The sequence below is a fragment of the Geodermatophilus sp. SYSU D01105 genome (assembly GCF_054050095.1).
Genome location: NZ_JBJGYR010000030.1, coordinates 1 through 18,785 on the forward strand (window position 1 = coordinate 1; position 18,785 = coordinate 18,785).

16 protein-coding genes are annotated in these 18,785 nt (G+C 74.6%); 8 read left to right on the forward strand and 8 right to left on the reverse strand.

Going from position 1 to position 18,785, the window contains the following annotated elements; all coding sequences use genetic code 11:
* Positions 1–150 precede the first annotated feature (150 nt).
* The 4 genes from ACI79I_RS21780 (at position 151) to ACI79I_RS21795 (ending at position 3,928) form a co-directional block, all read left to right on the forward strand.
* A complete protein-coding gene (locus tag ACI79I_RS21780; RefSeq protein ID WP_456994413.1) occupies positions 151–1,653 on the forward strand; it encodes a rhamnulokinase in 1,503 nt (500 codons plus the stop codon).
* Positions 1,654–1,690: 37 nt separating this feature from the next.
* On the forward strand, positions 1,691–2,473 hold the full coding sequence (locus tag ACI79I_RS21785; RefSeq protein WP_456994414.1) for a class II aldolase/adducin family protein: 783 nt from the start codon (positions 1,691–1,693) through the stop codon (positions 2,471–2,473).
* Positions 2,474–2,501: 28 nt separating this feature from the next.
* On the forward strand, positions 2,502–3,245 hold the full coding sequence (locus ACI79I_RS21790) for an SDR family oxidoreductase (protein ID WP_456994415.1): 744 nt from the start codon (positions 2,502–2,504) through the stop codon (positions 3,243–3,245).
* A 269-nt stretch (positions 3,246–3,514) separates the two neighbouring features.
* The gene (locus ACI79I_RS21795; protein ID WP_456994416.1) at positions 3,515–3,928 is read left to right on the forward strand and encodes a helix-turn-helix domain-containing protein; all 414 of its coding nucleotides are present in this window, start codon (positions 3,515–3,517) and stop codon (positions 3,926–3,928) included.
* A 146-nt stretch (positions 3,929–4,074) separates the two neighbouring features.
* Here the strand turns inward: ACI79I_RS21795 and ACI79I_RS21800 are convergent, their stop codons facing one another.
* Positions 4,075–4,620, reverse strand: coding sequence for a winged helix-turn-helix transcriptional regulator (locus tag ACI79I_RS21800; protein ID WP_456994417.1), 546 nt, complete (start codon positions 4,618–4,620; stop codon positions 4,075–4,077).
* Positions 4,621–4,625: 5 nt separating this feature from the next.
* Positions 4,626–5,060: a VOC family protein gene (locus ACI79I_RS21805; protein WP_456994418.1), complete on the reverse strand. Its 435-nt coding sequence runs from the start codon at positions 5,058–5,060 to the stop codon at positions 4,626–4,628.
* A gap of 192 nt (positions 5,061–5,252) precedes the next feature.
* Between ACI79I_RS21805 and msrA the strand changes: the two genes are divergently transcribed.
* The 3 genes from msrA (at position 5,253) to ACI79I_RS21820 (ending at position 8,071) form a co-directional block, all read left to right on the forward strand.
* Positions 5,253–5,768: a peptide-methionine (S)-S-oxide reductase MsrA gene (msrA, locus tag ACI79I_RS21810; protein WP_456994419.1), complete on the forward strand. Its 516-nt coding sequence runs from the start codon at positions 5,253–5,255 to the stop codon at positions 5,766–5,768.
* A gap of 279 nt (positions 5,769–6,047) precedes the next feature.
* The gene (locus tag ACI79I_RS21815; protein WP_456994420.1) at positions 6,048–6,965 is read left to right on the forward strand and encodes a hypothetical protein; all 918 of its coding nucleotides are present in this window, start codon (positions 6,048–6,050) and stop codon (positions 6,963–6,965) included.
* A gap of 134 nt (positions 6,966–7,099) precedes the next feature.
* Positions 7,100–8,071 (forward strand): quinone oxidoreductase family protein, encoded by a 972-nt coding sequence (locus ACI79I_RS21820; protein WP_456994421.1) that lies wholly within the window; start codon positions 7,100–7,102, stop codon positions 8,069–8,071.
* A 45-nt stretch (positions 8,072–8,116) separates the two neighbouring features.
* Here ACI79I_RS21820 and ACI79I_RS21825 read toward each other — a convergent pair whose 3' ends face one another.
* The 6 genes from ACI79I_RS21825 to ACI79I_RS21850 all read right to left on the reverse strand — a co-directional run bounded on the left by ACI79I_RS21825 (position 8,117) and on the right by ACI79I_RS21850 (position 15,792).
* Entirely contained in the window at positions 8,117–9,073 is a 957-nt protein-coding gene (locus tag ACI79I_RS21825) for a VWA domain-containing protein (protein ID WP_456994422.1), read from the reverse strand.
* A gap of 61 nt (positions 9,074–9,134) precedes the next feature.
* Positions 9,135–10,154 (reverse strand): DUF58 domain-containing protein, encoded by a 1,020-nt coding sequence (locus ACI79I_RS21830; RefSeq protein WP_456994423.1) that lies wholly within the window; start codon positions 10,152–10,154, stop codon positions 9,135–9,137.
* The gene (locus tag ACI79I_RS21835) at positions 10,151–11,428 is read right to left on the reverse strand and encodes an AAA family ATPase (protein WP_456994424.1); all 1,278 of its coding nucleotides are present in this window, start codon (positions 11,426–11,428) and stop codon (positions 10,151–10,153) included. The genes ACI79I_RS21830 and ACI79I_RS21835 overlap by 4 nt, the downstream gene beginning before the upstream one ends.
* Before the next feature lie 363 nt (positions 11,429–11,791).
* Positions 11,792–13,078: a C40 family peptidase gene (locus tag ACI79I_RS21840; RefSeq protein ID WP_456994425.1), complete on the reverse strand. Its 1,287-nt coding sequence runs from the start codon at positions 13,076–13,078 to the stop codon at positions 11,792–11,794.
* Positions 13,079–13,356: 278 nt separating this feature from the next.
* Positions 13,357–14,892, reverse strand: coding sequence for an AMP-binding protein (locus tag ACI79I_RS21845; RefSeq protein ID WP_456994426.1), 1,536 nt, complete (start codon positions 14,890–14,892; stop codon positions 13,357–13,359).
* Positions 14,893–15,033: 141 nt separating this feature from the next.
* Entirely contained in the window at positions 15,034–15,792 is a 759-nt protein-coding gene (locus ACI79I_RS21850) for an SIR2 family NAD-dependent protein deacylase (protein ID WP_456994427.1), read from the reverse strand.
* Positions 15,793–15,938: 146 nt separating this feature from the next.
* Between ACI79I_RS21850 and ACI79I_RS21855 the strand changes: the two genes are divergently transcribed.
* Positions 15,939–18,773, forward strand: a complete 2,835-nt coding sequence (locus tag ACI79I_RS21855; protein WP_456994428.1) for an aconitate hydratase — start codon at positions 15,939–15,941, stop codon at positions 18,771–18,773.
* The last annotated feature ends 12 nt before the right edge of the window (positions 18,774–18,785 follow it).

An 18,785-nucleotide genomic window follows, 5' to 3' on the forward strand; every position in this document is an offset into this window, starting at 1 on the left:
CCCAGCGCACCCTGCTCAAGCGCGAGGTGCTGCCCGACCACGTCGCCGACGCCGTCCACGCCCTCACCGCCGGCGACCTGTCCCGCACCACCGGCCTGCACATCCCCGTCGACTCCGGCGTCGCGGCCGCGTTCCTGCGCTGACCGGCTGGTGAGCACGCACGTCGCCGTGGACCTCGGCGCCACCAGCGGCCGGGTCATGGTGGGGGAGCTGCGCGACGGCCGGATCGCCCTCGCCGAGGCCCACCGGTTCCCGAACGAGCCGGCGGGCTCGGGCCGGCAGCAGCACTGGGACGTCGACGACCTGCTCGACCAGACCCTCGCCGGACTGCGGAGGGCCGCCGCACTCCTCCCGGCCGACGTCGACCCCAGCGTGGGGGTCACGGCCTGGGGCGTCGACGTGGGCGTGCTGGGTGCCGACGGGGGCCTGCTGGCACCCGTGCAGCACTACCGGGCCGCCGACCCCCGGGCCGGACGGGCGCTGCTCGAGCGGTTCGGCGGCGACGGGCTCTTCCGGCGCACCGGCGTCCTCCCCCAGCGCATCAACACGCTGTTCCGGCTCCGCGCCGCCGTCGACGCGGCGGCGACCGGCTCGGGTGCGGACGTCCTGGACGGCGCGACCGCGCTGCTGGTGCCCGACCTGTGGTGCGCACTGCTGACCGGCAGCCGCGCGGCCGAACGCTCCATCGCCAGCACGACCGGCCTGCTGTCGGCGGCGACCGGCGACTGGGACGCGGAGCTCGTCCGGGCGACCGGGGTGGACGGCGCCCTGCTGCCGGAGGTCGTGGACAACGCGACACCGGCGGGCCCCCTGCGGCCCGACGTCGCCGACCGGATCGGGGCCGCCCGCCCCTGGGAGTTCGTCCGGGTCGCCTCGCACGACACGGCGTCGGCGGTGGCGGCGGTCTCCGGGCGCCCGCGGACGGCGTTCCTCTCCTCGGGCACCTGGTCCCTCGTCGGCGTCGAGACCGCCGCGCCGGTGACCTCCGCCGCGGCGCTCGACGCCGGGTTCACCAACGAGGCGGGGCTGGCCGGCACGACGCTGTGCATGCGCAACCTGACCGGCCTCTGGCTGCTCGAGCAGGCTCTCCGCGCCTGGCGCGCGCAGGACCTGGACGTGACCGTCCCGGCGCTGCTCGACGAGGCGGCGGCCGTCGGGCCGACCGACGCCGCGGTCGACGTCGGCGCCCCCGACCTCGTCTCGGCCGGAGACGTCCTGCAGACCATCACCGCGCTGTGCACTGACGCCGGGATGCCCCCGCCGGTCACCCCGGGCGAGGTGACCCGCTGCCTGCTGCAGAGCCTCGCGCTCAGCTACCGGCGGACGGTCGACCTGTGCGAGGTGCTGACCGGGGAACCGGTGGAGGCGGTGCACATGACCGGCGGCGGTTCCCGCAACGCGCTGCTGCGCCGGCTGACCGCCGAGGCCTGCGGCCGGCCGGTCCGGTACGGGCCGGTGGAGGGCACGGCGCTGGGCAGCATCGCCACGCAGGCCCTCGCCCGCGGCTCGGTCACCGACCTCGCCGAGATGCAGGCCGTGCTGGCCCGCAGCACGGACGTCGGCGTCGAGCCCCCGCCCGTCGACGAGGGCGTCCGCCGGTCCTGGCGCCGACTGGACGGCCTCGTGCCGGCCACCAGCTGGACCGGACCGTGACCCGACCCCGTACCCCACCACTCCCCGGGAGATCCGCGTGACCACCGCCGCCGGCCCGTCCACGACCGACCTCACCGAGCTGGTGCAGCTGTCCGGCACGCTGGGCGAGCCGGGGCGTCGCTTCGTGGTCCTCGCCGAGGGCAACACCTCGCAGCGGGTCGGCGAGGACCTCCTGGCGGTCAAGGTGACGGGCCGGTCGCTGCGCGACGCGCGCGCCGAGGACTTCGTACTGGTCAGCCTGCAGCGGCTCTCGGCGCTCGTCGACGAGCCCGACGCCGGGGACGCCGACGTCGCCGCGTACTTCGACGAGGTCGAGGCCGAGCAGGGCGCCCGCCCCTCGGTGGAGGCGCTGCTGCACGTCGTCTGCGTCCTCGACGCCGGCGCGACCACCGCCGCCCACACCCACCCGGAGTCGGTCAACGCGCTGCTGTGCACCGACCGGGCCGCGGTGCTCGCCGAGCAACCGCTCTTCCCCGACCAGGTCGTCGTCCTGGGCCGCCGGGCGCTGCTGGTCCCCTACACCGACCCCGGCGTGGTCCTCGCCCGGGAGGTCCGCCGCCGGCTGGCCGGCTACGTGCCCCACCACGGCCTGCCGCGGGCGATCTACCTCGCCAACCACGGCATGTTCGCCCTCGGCAGCAGCGCCGCCCAGGCCCTGCAGGTGACCGAGATGGCCGACAAGACCGCCCGCGTGCTCGGCCGGGCGCTGAGCCTGGGCACCGTCGTCCCGATGACGGAGGAGGACGCCGTGCGGATCGACAGCCGGCAGGACGAGCAGGTCCGGCGCGCGGCCCTCGCGACGGCGTCCCTCCGTCCCTGACCCCGCCCGCCGACGAACGAGGAGAGACATGACCGCCACCGCAGCCGAGGCAGCGCCTCCCGCCCGCGTCGCCCTGGTCACCGGTGCCAGCTCGGGCATCGGCCTGGCGATCGCCCGGTCGCTGTCCGCCGAGGGTGCGCACGTCGTCCTGACGGCTCGCTCGGCGGACCGGCTCGAGGCCGCGGCCGCGCAGCTGCCCGGGCCCAGCACGGTCCTGCCGGCCGACGTCAGCGAGGCCGGCGCCGGCAGGCGGATCGTCGACGTCACCCTCGACGAGCACGGCCGGCTCGACGTGCTGGTGGCCAACGCCGGCGTCTACGTCCAGGGCAACGTCTGGGAGAACGACGCCGCGCAGCTCGCCCAGCTGGTCGGCACGAACGTCACCGGGGTGATCGGTGCGGTGCACGCCGCGCTGCCGGCGATGATCGGGCGGGGGTCCGGGGACGTCGTCGTCACGAGCTCGGTCTCCGGGCACCAGGCCATCCCCTGGGAGCCGGTCTACTCGGCGTCCAAGCACGCGCTGCAGTCGTTCGTGCACGGCGTCCGCCAGCAGCTGGTCGGCACGGGCGTGCGGATCATGTCGATCGCGCCGGGCGTGGTGCTCAACGACCTGTGGGCGGTCGCCGACGAGGACCAGGTCGCCGAGGGGGTGGCCGCGGGCACCGGCATGCGGTCCGAGGACGTCGCGGACGCCGTCTCCTTCATGCTCGGCCGGCCCCGGCACCTCACCGTGCGCGACCTGGTCCTCCTGCCGACGAACCAGCCGATCTGACCGTCGGGCGCGTCGGCGGGGCGGTCGAGCCGCCCCGCCGGCGGTCACCCGGGTCCCCTGCGGCGCGCCTCGCGCAGGTCACCACGCGCACCGCACCGGACCCGTCCGGCGCACGGTCAACAACTGACGAAGCGGACCGGTTCGTCTCGTTCCTCCCGCTCTCGCATCGGCCTCCACCGTCCCCCTACTGTCGGTGCCAGCACGGACGCGGAGCGTCGCCGGCAGCGAGTCGGCCCCGCGTCCCGTGGACCGCCACCGAGAGGAACGACGTGTCCCTTCCCCAGCGCTCCCCCGCTCCGGTTCTCCCCCGCTCCGCCGCCCACGGCACGCGCCCGCCCGCCCGGCCCGCCGTGGCCGGCCCGCAGTTCGCGATGCGCCCGGCGCCGGCCCACGTCCGCCCGCAGCCCGGCCTCGCCCCGATGGGCCAGCGCCCCATGGCCGTGCGGCCGGCGGCCGGTCCCGCGCCGGCTGCGCGCCCGGCGATGGAGCGGCCCGCTCCGCGCGCTGCGGTCAGCTTCCTCACGGTGGCCGAGGTGGCGGCGATCATGCGCGTGTCCAAGATGACCGTCTACCGCCTCGTGCACGGCGGGGAGCTGTCCGCCGTCCGCGTCGGTCGGTCCTTCCGGGTCCCCGAGCCGGCGGTGCGCGAGTACCTGTCCGACGCCCGCACCGACGTCGCCTGACGACCCGCGCACGAGCCTGCGCCGACGGCCCGCCGACCCCCGGTCGGCGGGCCGTCGGCGTCTGTCCGGGTGCGACGACCAGTCCCTGGCCTCGACGGGACGCACCCTCGACCGCCGTCGCGCGTCACCGCGCCGTCCCGGTTCGATCAGGCGGCCAGGTGGAACGTGCGCGCGAAGCGGTCGAGGAGGTCGCCGCGCCCGCGCAGCACCTCGACGACGCCGGTCGCGATCGCGCGCTCCGGGGCGAGCTCGCCGGAGATGAGCCGGCGGATGCCCGGACCCGCGGCGAAGGCGAGGTCGACCGGTCCGTCCCCGCGTGTCACGTCCAGGGTGGCGCCGTCCACGTGGATGAGCAGCTCGGCGAGGCCCAGGCGGGCCCCGTAGGCGGTCGCCGGCAGGGTCGCCGCCACCTGCGGGCGGAAGGCGGTGCGCAGGGACATGGTCATCGAGTCGGGGGTGATGACCTGCTCCTCCCGCGGATCGCCCAGCGCCTTGAAACCCCAGGCGCCGAGCGCGAGCACGGCGGGCTCGAGCTCGCGGCCGTAGGGCGTCAGCTCGTAGACGACGACCCGGGAGCGCGGCGCCCGCCGCAGGACGCCGGCCTCCTGCAACTCCTTGAGCCGCGCCGCCAGGATGTTGCTGGGGATGCGGGGAAGACCCGCTGCCAGCTGCCCGTACTCGCGCGCGGCCATCGACCTCAGGCCTGCTGGTCCACGGACACCTCGGGGCCCTGCTCGGCGGCGACCGGGTCCATCCAGCCGAACTCGAGGACGTTGCCGTCGGGATCGGTGAGCTGACGCTGGTACATGAACCCGTAGTCCGAGGCGGGGCGGGCCTCCGAGCCACCCGCGGCGAGGCCGTCGGCGACGGTCGCGTCGACCTGCTCCCGGCTGTCGAGGAAGATCGCGGTCGCTGACGACGGGCTCACCGCCGGGTCGCCGATCGGCAGGTCGGTGAAGGTCTGGAAGTACTCGCGGACCAGGAGCATGAAGTAGCTGTGGCCGTCCTCGACGACGACGCAGGCCGCGTTGTGATCGGTGAAGAGCGGGTTGATGGTGAACCCGATCGCCGAGTAGAAGGCCTTCGCGCGCTCGAGGTCGGTCACCGGCAGGTTGACGAACACCGCGGTCATCGGGCACTCCCTGTCCTGGGGTCGTCATGTGGGCGGCGTCACACTTGCGAAGAGCAAGTGCGGCGTCAAGAGCCCCTGGTGCAGCCGTGTTCCGGGCGCAGTTCGGGGAAGTCGTCGCGTGTGCGCCGAGGAGGAAACACCGGCCCGGGTCGCGGTGTTCACCCGTCGTGCTGGACACAGAGGGAGGCACACGTGACCACTGAGACCGCGATCCTCGCCGGCGGCTGCTTCTGGGGCGCCCAGGAGCTGCTGCGCAAGCGCCCGGGGGTGCTCTCCACCCGCGTCGGGTACTCCGGCGGCGACACACCCAACGCCACGTACCGGAACCACGGTGACCACGCCGAGGCGGTCGAGATCGTCTTCGACCCCGAGAAGATCTCGTTCCGGGAGCTGCTGGAGTTCTTCTTCCAGATCCACGACCCGTCGACGAAGGACCGGCAGGGCAACGACGTGGGCCGGAGCTACCGCTCGGCGATCTTCTACACCAGCGACGAGCAGCGGCGCGTCGCGCTCGACACGATCGCCGACGTCGACGCCTCGGGCCTGTGGCCGGGGAAGGTCGTCACCGAGGTGACACCGGCCGGCCCGTTCTGGGAGGCCGAGGAGGAGCACCAGGACTACCTGCAGAAGATCCCCTACGGCTACACCTGCCACTACGTGCGGCCCGACTGGGTGCTCCCGCGTCGCGAGGCGCAGACCACCCGATGACCTGAGGTCCCGATCGGCGCGTCCCGGACGATCGAGCCGGGACGCCCGTCGAGGCCATCGGTGCGACGACGTCGAGGGGGACGTCCCTGCGAGGGGGCGTCCCCCTCGACGTCTCTCCTGCCGGAGCCGGGGACACCTGGCCCGCATGCGGCGAGACCACCCGGCGCGGGGCACGATGGCCCCACCCGCCGCGCCGCGCCCGGACGTGACCGGTGGGACGCGTGGGAGCCGTGGGGCGCGGTGCCACCACCAGCGCAGCGGCCGTGCGCACGATGGGGCATGCCCGCCCGACCGGCCGCCGTCGCCGCGCTGCCGGCCGCTCCGGGCGTGTACCGCTTCCGGGACGACGGCGGCCGCGTGCTGTACGTCGGGCGGGCCGGAGAGCTGCGCCGCCGGGTCAGCTCCTACTGGGGCGACCTGCGGGACCGCCGCCACCTGCGGCGGATGGTGCCCCGGGTCGCCCGGATCGAGGCGCTGGTCTGCGACTCCGTGCACGAGGCCGCCTGGGCCGAACGCAACCTGCTCGAGCCGTCGCTGCCCCCGTGGAACCGGATCGTCGGCGGCCTGGAGGTGCCCGTCAGCATCCGCCTGGACCCCTCGCCGGAGGCGCCGCGTCTCGGCCTCGCCTCCGCGCACCGGCCGGCACCGGGTGTCCGCTTCTTCGGGCCCTACCTCGGAGCCCGCAAGGTGCGGCTGGCCGTGTCCGGACTGGAGCGGCTGTACCCGCTCGGCCACGCCGGCCCGACCCGCACCGCCGGCGAGCGGGAGCTGGCGCGCCTGCGCGGCGGGCAGGACACCCCCGTCGCGCAGCTGGCGCGCGCCGTGGCGTCCGTACTCGACCGCGAGCCGACGGCGGTCGCCGGCGCACTGGCGGCGCTCACCGCCCGGCGCGACGCCGCGGCCGGGGCGCAGGCCTACGAGGCCGCGGCCCGGCTCCAGGAGGAGATCGAGGCGGTCGAGTGGGTGGTCGCGCCGCAGCGGGTCACCGCGCCCGCCGAGGGAGGCGACGAGGACGTCACCGCCTGGGCGGACGACGTCCTGGTCCGGCTCCGGATCCGGGACGGCCGACTCCGTGCCTGGGAGCAGGAGACCTGCACCAGGTCGGCGCCCGGCACCCGGGCGCCGACCGGATGGGTGCCCTTCCTGCGTCGCAACGCGGAACTGGCCGCCCGGCTCGCGGCACTGCCCGTCTGCTGAACCGCTCCGCGGGGAGGAGGTGGCCCACGCCGCGTTCGGGTGGCCTCGAGCGTCGTGGCGCAGGGAGGTCCGACGACGCGCCTCGCCGGCGAGCGCCCGACGCGGCCTTCGGCCGCGGCCGTAGCCTCGCCGCCATGCGTGCCGTCCAGATCACCCGCTTCGGCGGGCCCGAGGTCCTCGACGTCGTCGACCTGCCCGACCCCACCCCCGGCGAGGGCCAGCAGCTCTACGAGGTGAGCTCCGCAGGCGTCAACTTCGCCGACACCCACCAGATCGAGGACAGCTACCTCGCGCCCCAGCAGCTGCCACTGGTCCCGGGCGCGGAGTTCGTCGGGACGCCGGCCGGCGGCGGGCCGCGGGTCGTCGGCCTGCTCGACGGCGGCGGCTACGCCGAGAAGGTGGCCGCGCACCCGCGGCTGACGTGGGAGGTGCCCGACGGGGTCTCCGACGACGCGGCGCTGGCCGTCGTCCTCCAGGGCGCCACCGCCTGGCACCTGCTGCAGACCAGCGCCCACCTGGCCCCCGGCGAGACCGTCGTCGTCATCGCCGGCGCCGGCGGGGTCGGGTCGCTGGCCGTCCAGCTCGCCCGGCGCTGGGGCGCCGGCCGGGTGATCGCCACCGCCTCCAGCCCGGAGAAGCGGGCGCTGACGGAGGAGCTCGGTGCCGACGCCTCGGTCGACCCCGCGCTGGCCGCCGACGACCCGAAGGCCTTCGCCGCGGCGCTGCGCGAGGCCAACGGCGGGAAGCCGGTCGACGTGGTGCTGGAGATGACCGGCGGGCACGTCTTCGACGGGTCGCTGTCGGCGCTGGCGCCCTTCGGCCGGCTGGTCACCTATGGCATGGCCGCCCGGACGCCGGCGTCCGCGGTGCACCCCGGAGCACTGATGCAGAAGAGCCGCGCAGTCATCGGCTTCTGGCTGGCCCACTGCATGACCCGGCCGCACATGATGGACGACGCGATGACCGAGCTGCTGCCGCTCGTGGCCGAGGGCGCGCTCACGCCGATCGCCGGGGGCCGCTACCCGCTGACCGCCGTCCGCGAGGCGCACCAGGGCCTGCTCGCCCGCCGCACCACCGGCAAGCTCTCCCTCGACCCGTCCCGCTGAGTCCTGCGGAGTGGGGGGCGCGGCACGCGCGCCCTCCTCCTCCACTCACAGGAGGCGGTTGGTCCAGACCAGGCTGAGGACGACGCCGAGCAGGGCCAGCAGCACCCCGCCGCGGACGAACCAGTAGCTGACGTCGCGGGGCTCGGTCGTGTAACCGATCTGGCTGCCCAGGTCCTCGTAGACCTGCTCGAGCTCCGCGGCGCTGGCCGCCTCGCTGTAGCTGCCGCCGGTCTGGTCGGCGATGTGCTCGAGGGTCTCCCGGTCGACCGGCACCGGCACCCGCTCACCGTCGAGGTCGAGGGTGCCGTAGTCGGTGCCGAACGCGATCGTGGAGACCGGGATCCCGGCGTCGACGGCGGCGTCGATGGCCTGGGTGTCGTCGCGGCCGACCGTGTTGTAGCCGTCGGAGAGCAGCACGATGCGGGCCGGCGGCAGCTCGTCCTCGGTGGCCTCCAGCGAGGCCTGGTAGTTCTGGATCGCGGTGAGCGAGGTGAACACCGCCTCGCCGATCGCCGTCGACTCGGCCAGCTCCAGGTTGTCGATGGAGCTGCGGACCTGGCCGCGGTCGGTCGTCGGGGTGACCAGGGTGGTCGCGGTGCCGGCGAAGGACACCAGGCCCAGGTTGATCCGCGAGGGCAGGACGTCGACGAACTCCTTGGCCGCCTTCTGCATGGCCTCGAACCGGCTGGGCTCGATGTCGGTGGCCTGCATCGACAGCGAGACGTCGACGGCCATGATCACCGTCGCCCGTTCCCGGGGCACCCGCACCTCGGTGCTGGGCACGGCCAGGGAGACGACGAGCGCGGCCAGGGCGAGGGCCACCAGCCCGAAGGCCAGGTGCCGGCGCCAGCCCGGCCGCTTGGGCACCAGGCTGCCCAGCAGGGCGACGTTGGTGAACCGCGCGGCGTAGGCCTTGCGGCGCAGCTGCAGGACCACGTACAGCGCGACCAGCGCCACGACGGCGAGCAGGCCGAGCAGCCACAGCGGGGCCTGGAAGGTCATCGGGGGACTCCTCCGCTGCCGGCACGCCGGCGTTCGCGACGGCTGCCCGAGCTCCGGGACGTCATCGCGACGCCCCTCCGGAGCCGGCCCGCCGTCGTTCGGCGACGAAACGGACGACGTCCATGAGCCAGTCCCGGTCCGTGCGCAGCTGCAGGTGACCGGCCCCGGCCCGGCGCAGGGCCGCGGCGATGGCCTGCCGCTGGGCGGCGGCCCCGGCGGCGTACCGGGCGCGGAACTCCGCGTCGCCGGTCGGGACCTCGAGGGTCTGACCGTTCTCGGGGTCGACGACGGTGAGCAGCCCGACGTCGGGCAGCTCCAGCTCGCGCGGGTCGACGACCTCGATGGCGAGCAGCTCGTGCCGCCCCGCCAGCCCGCGCAGCGGCCGCTCCCAGTCGCTGTCGCCGAGGAAGTCCGAGACCACGACGACCAGGCCGCGCCGGCGCGGCGGACGGCGCAGCGACTCCAGCGCGGCCGCGAGGTCGCCCCGCCGTCCCCCGGCGGCCCGCGGCGTGGCCACCACCGCCCGCAGCAGCCGGTCGGCGGCCAGCCGCCCGGCCGCGGCCGGGTAGCGGTCGACCCGCTCGCCGGTGGTGACCACCGCGCCCAACCGGTTGCCGCCACGGACGGTGAGGTGGCTGACCGCGGCCAGACCGGCGATCGCGAGGTCACGCTTCTCGCACTGCGCGGTGCCGAAGTCCAGGCTGGCCGAGAGGTCGACGACGGCCCAGGTCTCCAGCTCGCGGTCGGCGATCGTCTCGCGGACGTGCGGGACCTGCGTGCGCGCGGTGACCGGCCAGTCCATCCTCCGGACGTCGTCCCCGGGGTGGTAGGTGCGGGAGTCCCCCGCCTCGCTGCCCGAGCCGGGGACCAGCCCGAGGTGGTCGCCCTGGAGCAGGCCGTCGAGCCGGCGGCGGACGGTGAGCTCGAGCCGCTGCAGCAGCACGTCGGCCGGGCCCTCGGCGAAGTGCGGCGGTGCGCCGTCGCCGCGCCCGGGGTCGATCCCCGAGCCGGGGGTGGGCGCGGGCCGTGGGGGCTCCGGCGTCGCGGTGCCGGAGCCTCCCGAGCGACGACGGAGGATCACGCCGGTGCGGACCCGGGGCCGTAGCCGTTGCCGGCCGGGCCCGGGTGCCCCTGCGGGACCCCGCCCGGCTGACCTTCGGCGGCCGGCGTGCCCGGGAAGGGACCCTGCGGCGCCGGGCCCTGGGGTCCGGGGCCGAACTGCGGGCCCGGCGGCCCGAACGGGGGGGCACCCTGCGGCGCGAGGGCCTGCGGCGGGCCGAAGGAGGGCACCGCCGGCCCGCCCGGAGCGGCCGGGCCGAAGCCACCGGAGCGCTGCCGCGGGGTCACCTGCGGCAGCGGGACGGTCTGGAGGATCCGCTTGACCACGTGGTCGGCGGGCACGCCGTCGGCCAGCGCGTCGTAGGAGAGCACCAGCCGGTGGCGGAGCACGTCGGCGGTGACGTCGAGGACGTCCTGCGGCAGCACGTAGTCCCGGCCGCGCACCAGCGCCAGCGCGCGGCTGGCGGCGATCAGGCCCAGCGAGGCGCGCGGGCTCGCACCGTAGGAGACCCAGGAGGCGACGTCCTCCATGCCGTGCTCGCGCGGCGCGCGGGTGGCCACCACCAGCCGGACGACGTAGTCGACCAGCGCGTGGTGCACGAACACCTGCGAGGCGGTGCGCTGCATGCGGAGCAGGTCCCCGGGGCCGAGCACCGTCTCGGCCACCGGCGGGGTGGAGCCCATCCGGTAGATGATCTCCCGCTCCTCCTCGGGGCTCGGGTAGTCGACGAGCACCTTCATGAGGAAGCGGTCGCGCTGCGCCTCGGGCAGCGGGTACACGCCCTCGGACTCGATCGGGTTCTGCGTGGCCAGCACCAGGAACGGGTCGGGCAGCGGGTGGGTGACCCCGCCGATGGAGACCTGCCGCTCGGCCATGACCTCCAGCAGCGCGGACTGCACCTTGGCCGGCGCGCGGTTGATCTCGTCGGTGAGCACGAAGTTGGCGAACACCGGGCCGAGCTCGGTGTCGAAGGCGTCCTGGCCGGCCTTGTAGATGCGCGTCCCGATGATGTCGGCCGGGACGAGGTCGGGGGTGAACTGCAGCCGGGCGAACGAGCCGCCGACGACGGTGGCCAGCGTCTCCACGGCCAGGGTCTTGGCCACCCCGGGCACACCCTCTAGCAGGACGTGGCCACGGGCGAGCAGCGACACGAGCATCCGCTCGACGAGGCGGTCCTGCCCGACGATCACCCGCTTGATCTCGAACAGCACGCGCTCCAGCTGCGCCGCGTCGGCCGACGGCGGCACCGGCTGGCCGACGGGCTGCTGGAGGGGGGTGCTGGCGGCGCTGCTCACGCGGCCTCCTCGCTGGCGCTCGTCGGCTGCGTTCGCAAGGCTGCTGCGCTCGTCGGTTCGCTCGCGAGCTCGCTCACGTGACTCCCTGGTCGTGCGGGTCCGCGGCCTCGAGGAGGCCGGCGACGGGGCTGCGTGCCCGTCCCCGGCCAGTGTCCTACACGTTCCTGGACGGCAGCCGTCCCCGCTGGCGGGCGCGGAGGAGTCGCCCTCCGGGTCCGGCACGCCGGCCGTCGGCAAGGCGTGTGCACACCCCTGCCCGCGCAGGCGGCTGACTGCTAGCCTCGGCGGTGCGTCGGGCAGCTCCCCCCGTGGCTGCCCGACGCCCCATCTCCCGGCCCCGCCTCGGCGTCCCGCGGTCGCGTCTCAGCCCGTGGGGCGGACGGCGCCGAAGTAGTCGCTCCCGAACCACATCGCGGAGACCCGCACCACGTCCCCGCTCTGCGGCGCCTGGATGACCTGGCCGCCGCCGATGTAGAGCGCCACGTGGTAGACCGAGGTGTAGGCCGACCCCGAGCCCCAGAACACCAGGTCCCCGGCCTGCAGGTCGGAGGCGGCCACGGTGCGGTCCCGGAGCCGCCAGTACTGCTCGCGGCTGGTGCCGCCGATGGCGATCCCGGCCTGCGCGTAGGCGTACTCGGTCAGCCCCGAGCAGTCGAAGCCGTAGACGGACGTGTCCGGCGGGATGCCGTAGGTCGGGCCGTGGCTGTTGCCCCCACCCCAGCTGTAGGGCAGGCCGCGCTGGGACCTCGCGGCGGCGATCGCCGTCTCCACCGCCGAGCCCGACGGCGCGTCGGCCAGCGTGGGCACGGGAGCCGGCGTGCCGCCCGACGACGAGCCGCCGGAGGACGAGCCGCCGGAGGACCCGCCCGAGGAGGACGGCACGGGAGCCGGCGGGCTGGTGCGGGTCGCCTCCTGCGCCGCCTCGGCGGCGGCCGCCGCCTCCCGGGCGCCCTGGGCGCCGTAGAGCTCCTCCTGGGCAGCGGCGAGCTCGGCCTCCCACGCCTCCCGCTGCTCGGCCAGCGCCGCCGTCTGGGCGCGCGCCGAGACCTCCTGAGCCTGGGCCGAGGCCAGCGACTCCGCGGCCTGGTCCTCCAGGGCGTCGGCCTCCTCGGCCGCCTGCGCGGCGGCCCGGTCGGCGTCGGTGGCCTGCTGCTCGAGGACGGTCAGCTGGTCGACGACGTCGACCCGGTGCTCACCGGCGGCGTCGAGCAGCGCCGCCCGCTCCAGCAGCTGGGTCGGGCCCTCGGCGCTCATCAGCGCAGCGGCGCCGGGTGCCGTGCTGCCCTGCATGTAGGTCGACCGGGCGAACTCGGCGACCTGCTCGCGGCCGCGGGTCAGCGCGGCCCTCGCCCGCTCGGCGGCCGCGGCGGCCTCGTCGGCGGCGGCCTGCGCCTCCTGCTGGGCCGCGAGGCGCTCCTCGTACTCCTGCAGCGCGATCTGCGCGGCCTGGTGCGCGGCGGCCGCCGCGGCCTCGGCCTCGGCGAGCTGGGCGCTGACCTGCCCGACCTGGGCGGCCGCGGCGTCCCGGGCGGCCTGCGCGTCGGCGACCTCGGCGTCCCCGGGTGCGGCCAGCGCCGCGCCCGGGGTCGCGCCCACGGCCACGAGGGCGGCGACCGCCGTGCCGATCCCCCGGAGGAGCCACCGGGACACCCCGGTGTGGGAACCCGTCCTGCGCGTCCCGCTGTCCACTGTCCCGACCTCTCCCCGGCGCACGGGCGACGTCCCGGAGGGGACGTCGCCCGCGCGACCCGACACCGACGGCGCCCCGGAGGGCGCTTCCTGGTGCGGGGATCGACGGGATCGGCAGGACGGTTGAGGGGCCCCTCACCCGGTCGGGTGAGGGGCCCCTGGGCCTGCGGGGAGGACGGCGGCCTCGTGCAGGGTCCCGCCACGAGCTCGCGAGTGGCGGGGGGCGAGGGAGTCCTTCCTCAGTTCACCTGACGCTCCGAGGTGGACCAGAAGGCCTCGCGCAGCTTGAACTTCTGGATCTTCCCGGTGGCGGTGCGGGCCAGCGCGTCGCGGAACTCCACCCGCTTGGGGATCTTGTACCCGGCGATCTTGCCGCGGCAGTGGGCGATGATCTCCTCGGCGCCGACGTCCTGGCCCTCGGCACGGACGACGATCGCGGTCACCAGCTCCCCCCACTTGTCGTCGGGGACCCCGATGACGGCGACCTCGGCGACGGCGGGGTGGCTGAACACGACGTCCTCCACCTCGATCGAGGAGACGTTCTCGCCGCCGGTGATGATCACGTCCTTCTTGCGGTCGGAGATCGTGAGGTACCCGTCCTCGTCGATGGAGCCGCCGTCGCCGGTGTGGAACCAGCCGCCCTCGAGCGCCTCGGCCGAGGCGTCGGGGTTCTGCCAGTAGCCCGCCAGCACCGTGTTGCTCTGCACGAGCACCTCGCCGGACTCGCTGGTCCGGATCCGGGTGCCCAGCGCCGGGACCCCGGCCCGCGACAGCTTCTTGGCGCGCTCCTCGGGCGAGAGGTCGTCGAACTCCGCGCGCGGCCGGTTGACGGTGACCAGCGGCGCGGTCTCGGTGAGGCCGTAGATCTGGTTGAACTGCCAGCCCAGCTCGGACTCGATGCGCGCGATGGTCCGCGACGGCGGCGGCGCGCCGGCGACCACGATGCGCACCCGGTCGCGCCCGGGGACCTCGCCGTCCCAGCGGGACGCGGCGTCGAGCACCGCGTTCCACACCGCCGGCGCCCCGCACATCAGCGTCACGCCGTGCTGCTCCACGCGGCGCAGGATCTCCGCGCCGTCGACCTTGCGCAGCGCCACCTGGCGGGCGCCCAGACCGGCCAGCGCGTAGGGCATCCCCCACCCGTTGCAGTGGAACAGCGGCAGCGTGTGCAGGTAGACGTCGCGGTCGCTGACCTGCATGTGCATCCCGAAGGTCACGGCGTTGACCCACTCGTTGCGGTGGGTCATCTGCACGCCCTTGGGCCGCGCGGTGGTGCCGCTGGTGTAGTTGATCGTGGCGGTCGCGTCCTCGTCGGGCTCGGACCACGGCCGCGGCTCGACGTCGAAGCGCAGCAGCTGCTCGTACTCCTCCCCCGTGCCGAAGCGGTGCTCGACCTCGATCCCCTTGAGCGCCGCCTCCAGCTCCGGGTCGACGAACAGCGCGCGGGCACCGCTGTGGCCGACGATGTAGGCGACCTCCTCCTGGGCCAGCCGGAAGTTGATCGGCACGAGGACCCGGCCCGACGACGGGACGCCGAGCAGCATCTCCAACAGCCGGCCGGAGTTGTGGCTGACGACGGCGACCCGCTCGCCCTCGCCGATGCCGAGCTCGTCCAGCGCGGCCTGCATGGCACGGGCGCGGCGGGCGACCTCGCGGTAGGTCACCTCACCCATGGACGACGCCGGCTGGTCGGGCTCGTCGACGATGCCGATCCGGTCGCCGTACACCAGCTCGGCGCGGTCGAGGAAGTCTCGGGTGGTCAGAGGCACGCGCATGTCCGGCTCCCGGTGGTCGGGCCGCCGTGCCCGCAGGTGCCCGGCAGCCGCTCGACGTGGTGCCCGTCACGCTAGCGCCGGACCTCCGCGGTCAGGCAGGGTCCCGCAGCCGTGCCGGTGCGGAGGCGGTCGGCGGCGCCGTCAGCGGGCGACCAGTCGCGGCAGGGCCGTGCCGATCGGCTCGCGGACGACGAGGTCGGCGAGGCCGTCGTAGGGGGTGGACTGGGCGTTGACGACGACGACCCGCGCGCCCGAACCCGCCGCGAGGTCGGTCAACCCCGCGGCCGGGTGCACGGTGAGCGACGTGCCGACGGCGAGGAAGACGTCGCAGTCGGTGGCGGCCTCCGCGGCGGCCTCGATCACCGCGGCGTCCAGGGCCTGGCCGAAGCTGATCGTGGCCGACTTGAGGATGCCGCCGCAGCGCCGGCAGGCGGGGTCGGGCTCACCGGCGTCGATGCGGGCCAGCGCCTCGGCCATCGTCGTCCGGTCCCGGCAGGCCAGGCACTCGACCTCGTGCACCGTGCCGTGCAGTTCCAGCACCAGGTCCGCCGAGGAGCCGGCCGCCTGGTGCAGCCCGTCGATGTTCTGGGTGAGCAGCGCCCGCAGCCGGCCCTGCCGCTCCAGGTCGACCAGCGCGGCGTGCCCGGCGTTGGGGCGGACGTCGCGCGCCCGCAGGTCGCGGCGCATGAGCCAGGCGCGGCGGCGGATGTCGGGGTCGGCGACGTAGTAGGACAGCGTGACGAGCTTCTCGGCATCCGGGTCCCTCGTCCACACGCCGTTCGGCCCCCGGTAGTCGGGGATGCCGCTGTCGGTGGAGATGCCGGCGCCGGTCAGGACGGTGACCCGCCCGGCGTCGGACAGCCAGGCGGGCAGCGGGTCGGGCACGGCACCGGTCGTCACGGCGTCCACGGTAGGGAGCCGGCGCGGCGGGTGCGCGAGCTCACGGGGTAGGCAAGGGTCGCCTCACCTGCGCGGCTGCGGAGGCGGCTGGGATGATCGGGGGTGGCAATCGGCGCGATCGACCAGCGAGGGGTAGGCGCAGAGAAGTGGCAGCCAGCAAGGACAGCTTCGGGGCACGGTCGACGCTCACCGTCGACGGCACCGACTACGACATCTACCGGCTCGACGCGGTCGAGGGCTCCGAGAAGCTGCCCTTCAGCCTGAAGGTGCTGCTCGAGAACCTGCTCCGCACCGAGGACGGCGCGGACATCACCGCCGACCACATCCGTGCGCTGGCGAACTGGGACCCGAACGCGGAGCCGGACCAGGAGATCCAGTTCACCCCGGCGCGCGTGGTGATGCAGGACTTCACCGGGGTCCCCTGCATCGTCGACCTGGCCACCATGCGCGAGGCCATGGCCGAGATCGGCGGCGACCCGCAGAAGATCAACCCGCTCGCGCCGGCCGAGCTGGTCATCGACCACTCCGTGATCGCCGACGTCTTCGGCACCCCGGACTCGTTCGAGCGCAACGTCGAGATCGAGTACCAGCGCAACGGCGAGCGCTACCAGTTCCTGCGCTGGGGCCAGGGCGCGTTCAACGACTTCAAGGTCGTCCCCCCGGGCATGGGCATCGTCCACCAGGTCAACATCGAGCACCTGGCCCGCGTGGTCTTCCCGCGCCCGGAGGGCGACCGCGTCGTCGCCTACCCCGACACCTGCGTCGGCACCGACTCGCACACCACGATGGTCAACGGCCTGGGCGTGCTGGGCTGGGGCGTCGGCGGCATCGAGGCCGAGGCCGCGATGCTCGGCCAGCCGGTCTCGATGCTCATCCCGCGCGTCGTCGGCTTCAAGTTGACCGGCCAGCTCCCCGACGGCTCCACCGCCACCGACCTCGTCCTCACCATCACCGAGATGCTGCGCGAGCACGGCGTGGTCGGGAAGTTCGTCGAGTTCTACGGCGAGGGCGTCTCGGCGGTGCCGCTGGCCAACCGCGCCACGATCGGCAACATGAGCCCGGAGTTCGGCTCGACCGCGGCGATGTTCCCGATCGACGAGGAGACCATCGGCTACCTGCGCCTGACCGGGCGCAGCGACGAGCAGGTCGCGCTGGTCGAGGCCTACGCCAAGGAGCAGGGCCTCTGGCACGACCCGTCCCGCGAGCCGGCCTTCTCGGAGTACCTGGAGCTGGACCTCTCCACCGTCGTCCCGTCGATCGCCGGGCCGAAGCGCCCGCAGGACCGGGTCGCACTCTCGGACGCGAAGGCCTCCTTCCGGCAGGCGCTGCCCACCTACGCGCCGATCGACGAGATGCAGGAGGACGACGACGACGCCCCGCGCGACACCGAGTCGGCCGCCGACGAGGCCTCGGAGGAGTCCTTCCCCGCCTCGGACCCGGTGAGTCCCTTTGCGCACGGCAACGGGGAGGCCGGCAAGCCCCACCACGTCGTCCCCGACCGGGTTCCAGACCGCCCCTCCAAGCCCACCCGGGTGGTGCTCGAGGACGGCCGGGAGACCTACGTCGACCACGGGCACGTGGTGATCGCGGCGATCACCTCCTGCACCAACACGTCCAACCCGCAGGTCATGATCGGCGCGGCGCTGCTGGCCAAGAAGGCCGTCGAGGCGGGGCTGGAGACCAAGCCCTGGGTCAAGACGACCCTGGCTCCCGGGTCGAAGGTCGTCACCGACTACTACGAGAAGGCGCACCTCACCCCGTACCTGGAGAAGCTGGGCTTCTACCTGGTCGGCTACGGCTGCACCACCTGCATCGGCAACTCCGGCCCGCTGCCGGAGCCGGTGTCGGCCGCGGTCAACGAGGCCGACCTCGCCGTCGTCTCGGTGCTCTCGGGCAACCGCAACTTCGAGGGCCGGATCAACCCCGACGTCAAGATGAACTACCTGGCCAGCCCGCCGCTGGTGATCGCCTACGCCCTGGCCGGGTCGATGGACGTCGACATCGCCACCGAGCCCCTCGGCCAGGGCAAGGACGGCCAGGACGTCTACCTGCGCGACATCTGGCCCTCGCCGCAGGAGGTCCAGCGGGTCATCGACGAGGCCGTCTCGGCCGAGCAGTTCGGCCGCAGCTACGAGGACGTCTTCGCCGGCACCGAGCAGTGGCAGAACCTGCCCACGCCGACCGGTGACACCTTCGCCTGGGACCCCGAGAGCACCTACGTCCGCAAGCCCCCGTACTTCGAGGGCATGCCCGCCGAGCCGGCCCCGGTGCAGGACATCACCGGCGCCCGCACCCTCGCCGTGCTCGGCGACTCGGTGACCACCGACCACATCTCCCCTGCCGGGTCGATCAAGCCCGACAGCCCGGCCGGCAGGTACCTGCGGGAGCACGGGGTGGAGCGGCGCGACTTCAACTCCTACGGCTCCCGCCGCGGGAACCACGAGGTCATGATCCGCGGCACCTTCGCCAACATCCGGCTGCGCAACCTGCTCGTGCCCGGCACCGAGGGCGGCGTCACCAAGGACCACCTCACCGGCGAGACGACGACGATCTACGACGCGTCGGTCGCCTACCAGGAGCAGGGCATCCCGCTGGTCGTGCTGGCCGGCAAGGAGTACGGCTCCGGGTCCTCGCGCGACTGGGCGGCCAAGGGGACGGCGCTGCTGGGCGTCAAGGCGGTCATCGCCGAGAGCTACGAGCGGATCCACCGCTCCAACCTCATCGGCATGGGCGTGCTGCCGCTGCAGTTCCCCGAGGGCCAGAACCGGGAGTCGCTCGGCCTGACCGGCGACGAGGAGTTCACCATCACCGGGATCACCGCGCTCAACGACGGCGAGACGCCGCGCACGGTGAAGGTCCGGGCCGGCGACGTGGAGTTCGACGCCACCGTCCGGATCGACACCCCCGGTGAGGCGAACTACTACCGCAACGGCGGGATCATGCAGTACGTGCTGCGTTCCCTGCGCGCCGCGTCGGCCTGATCCGGGTCGACA

Bases quoted from the DNA above. Each gene is read 5' to 3' on its own strand.
- ACI79I_RS21820 (WP_456994421.1), top strand. From the start codon at position 7,100: ATGCGTGCCGTCCAGATCACCCGCTTCGGCGGGCCCGAGGTCCTCGAC.
- ACI79I_RS21825 (WP_456994422.1), bottom strand. From the start codon at position 9,073: ATGACCTTCCAGGCCCCGCTGTGGCTGCTCGGCCTGCTCGCCGTCGTG.
- ACI79I_RS21805 (WP_456994418.1), bottom strand. From the start codon at position 5,060: ATGACCGCGGTGTTCGTCAACCTGCCGGTGACCGACCTCGAGCGCGCG.
- ACI79I_RS21845 (WP_456994426.1), bottom strand. From the start codon at position 14,892: ATGCGCGTGCCTCTGACCACCCGAGACTTCCTCGACCGCGCCGAGCTG.
- ACI79I_RS21815 (WP_456994420.1), top strand. From the start codon at position 6,048: ATGCCCGCCCGACCGGCCGCCGTCGCCGCGCTGCCGGCCGCTCCGGGC.
- ACI79I_RS21800 (WP_456994417.1), bottom strand. From the start codon at position 4,620: ATGGCCGCGCGCGAGTACGGGCAGCTGGCAGCGGGTCTTCCCCGCATC.
- ACI79I_RS21790 (WP_456994415.1), top strand. From the start codon at position 2,502: ATGACCGCCACCGCAGCCGAGGCAGCGCCTCCCGCCCGCGTCGCCCTG.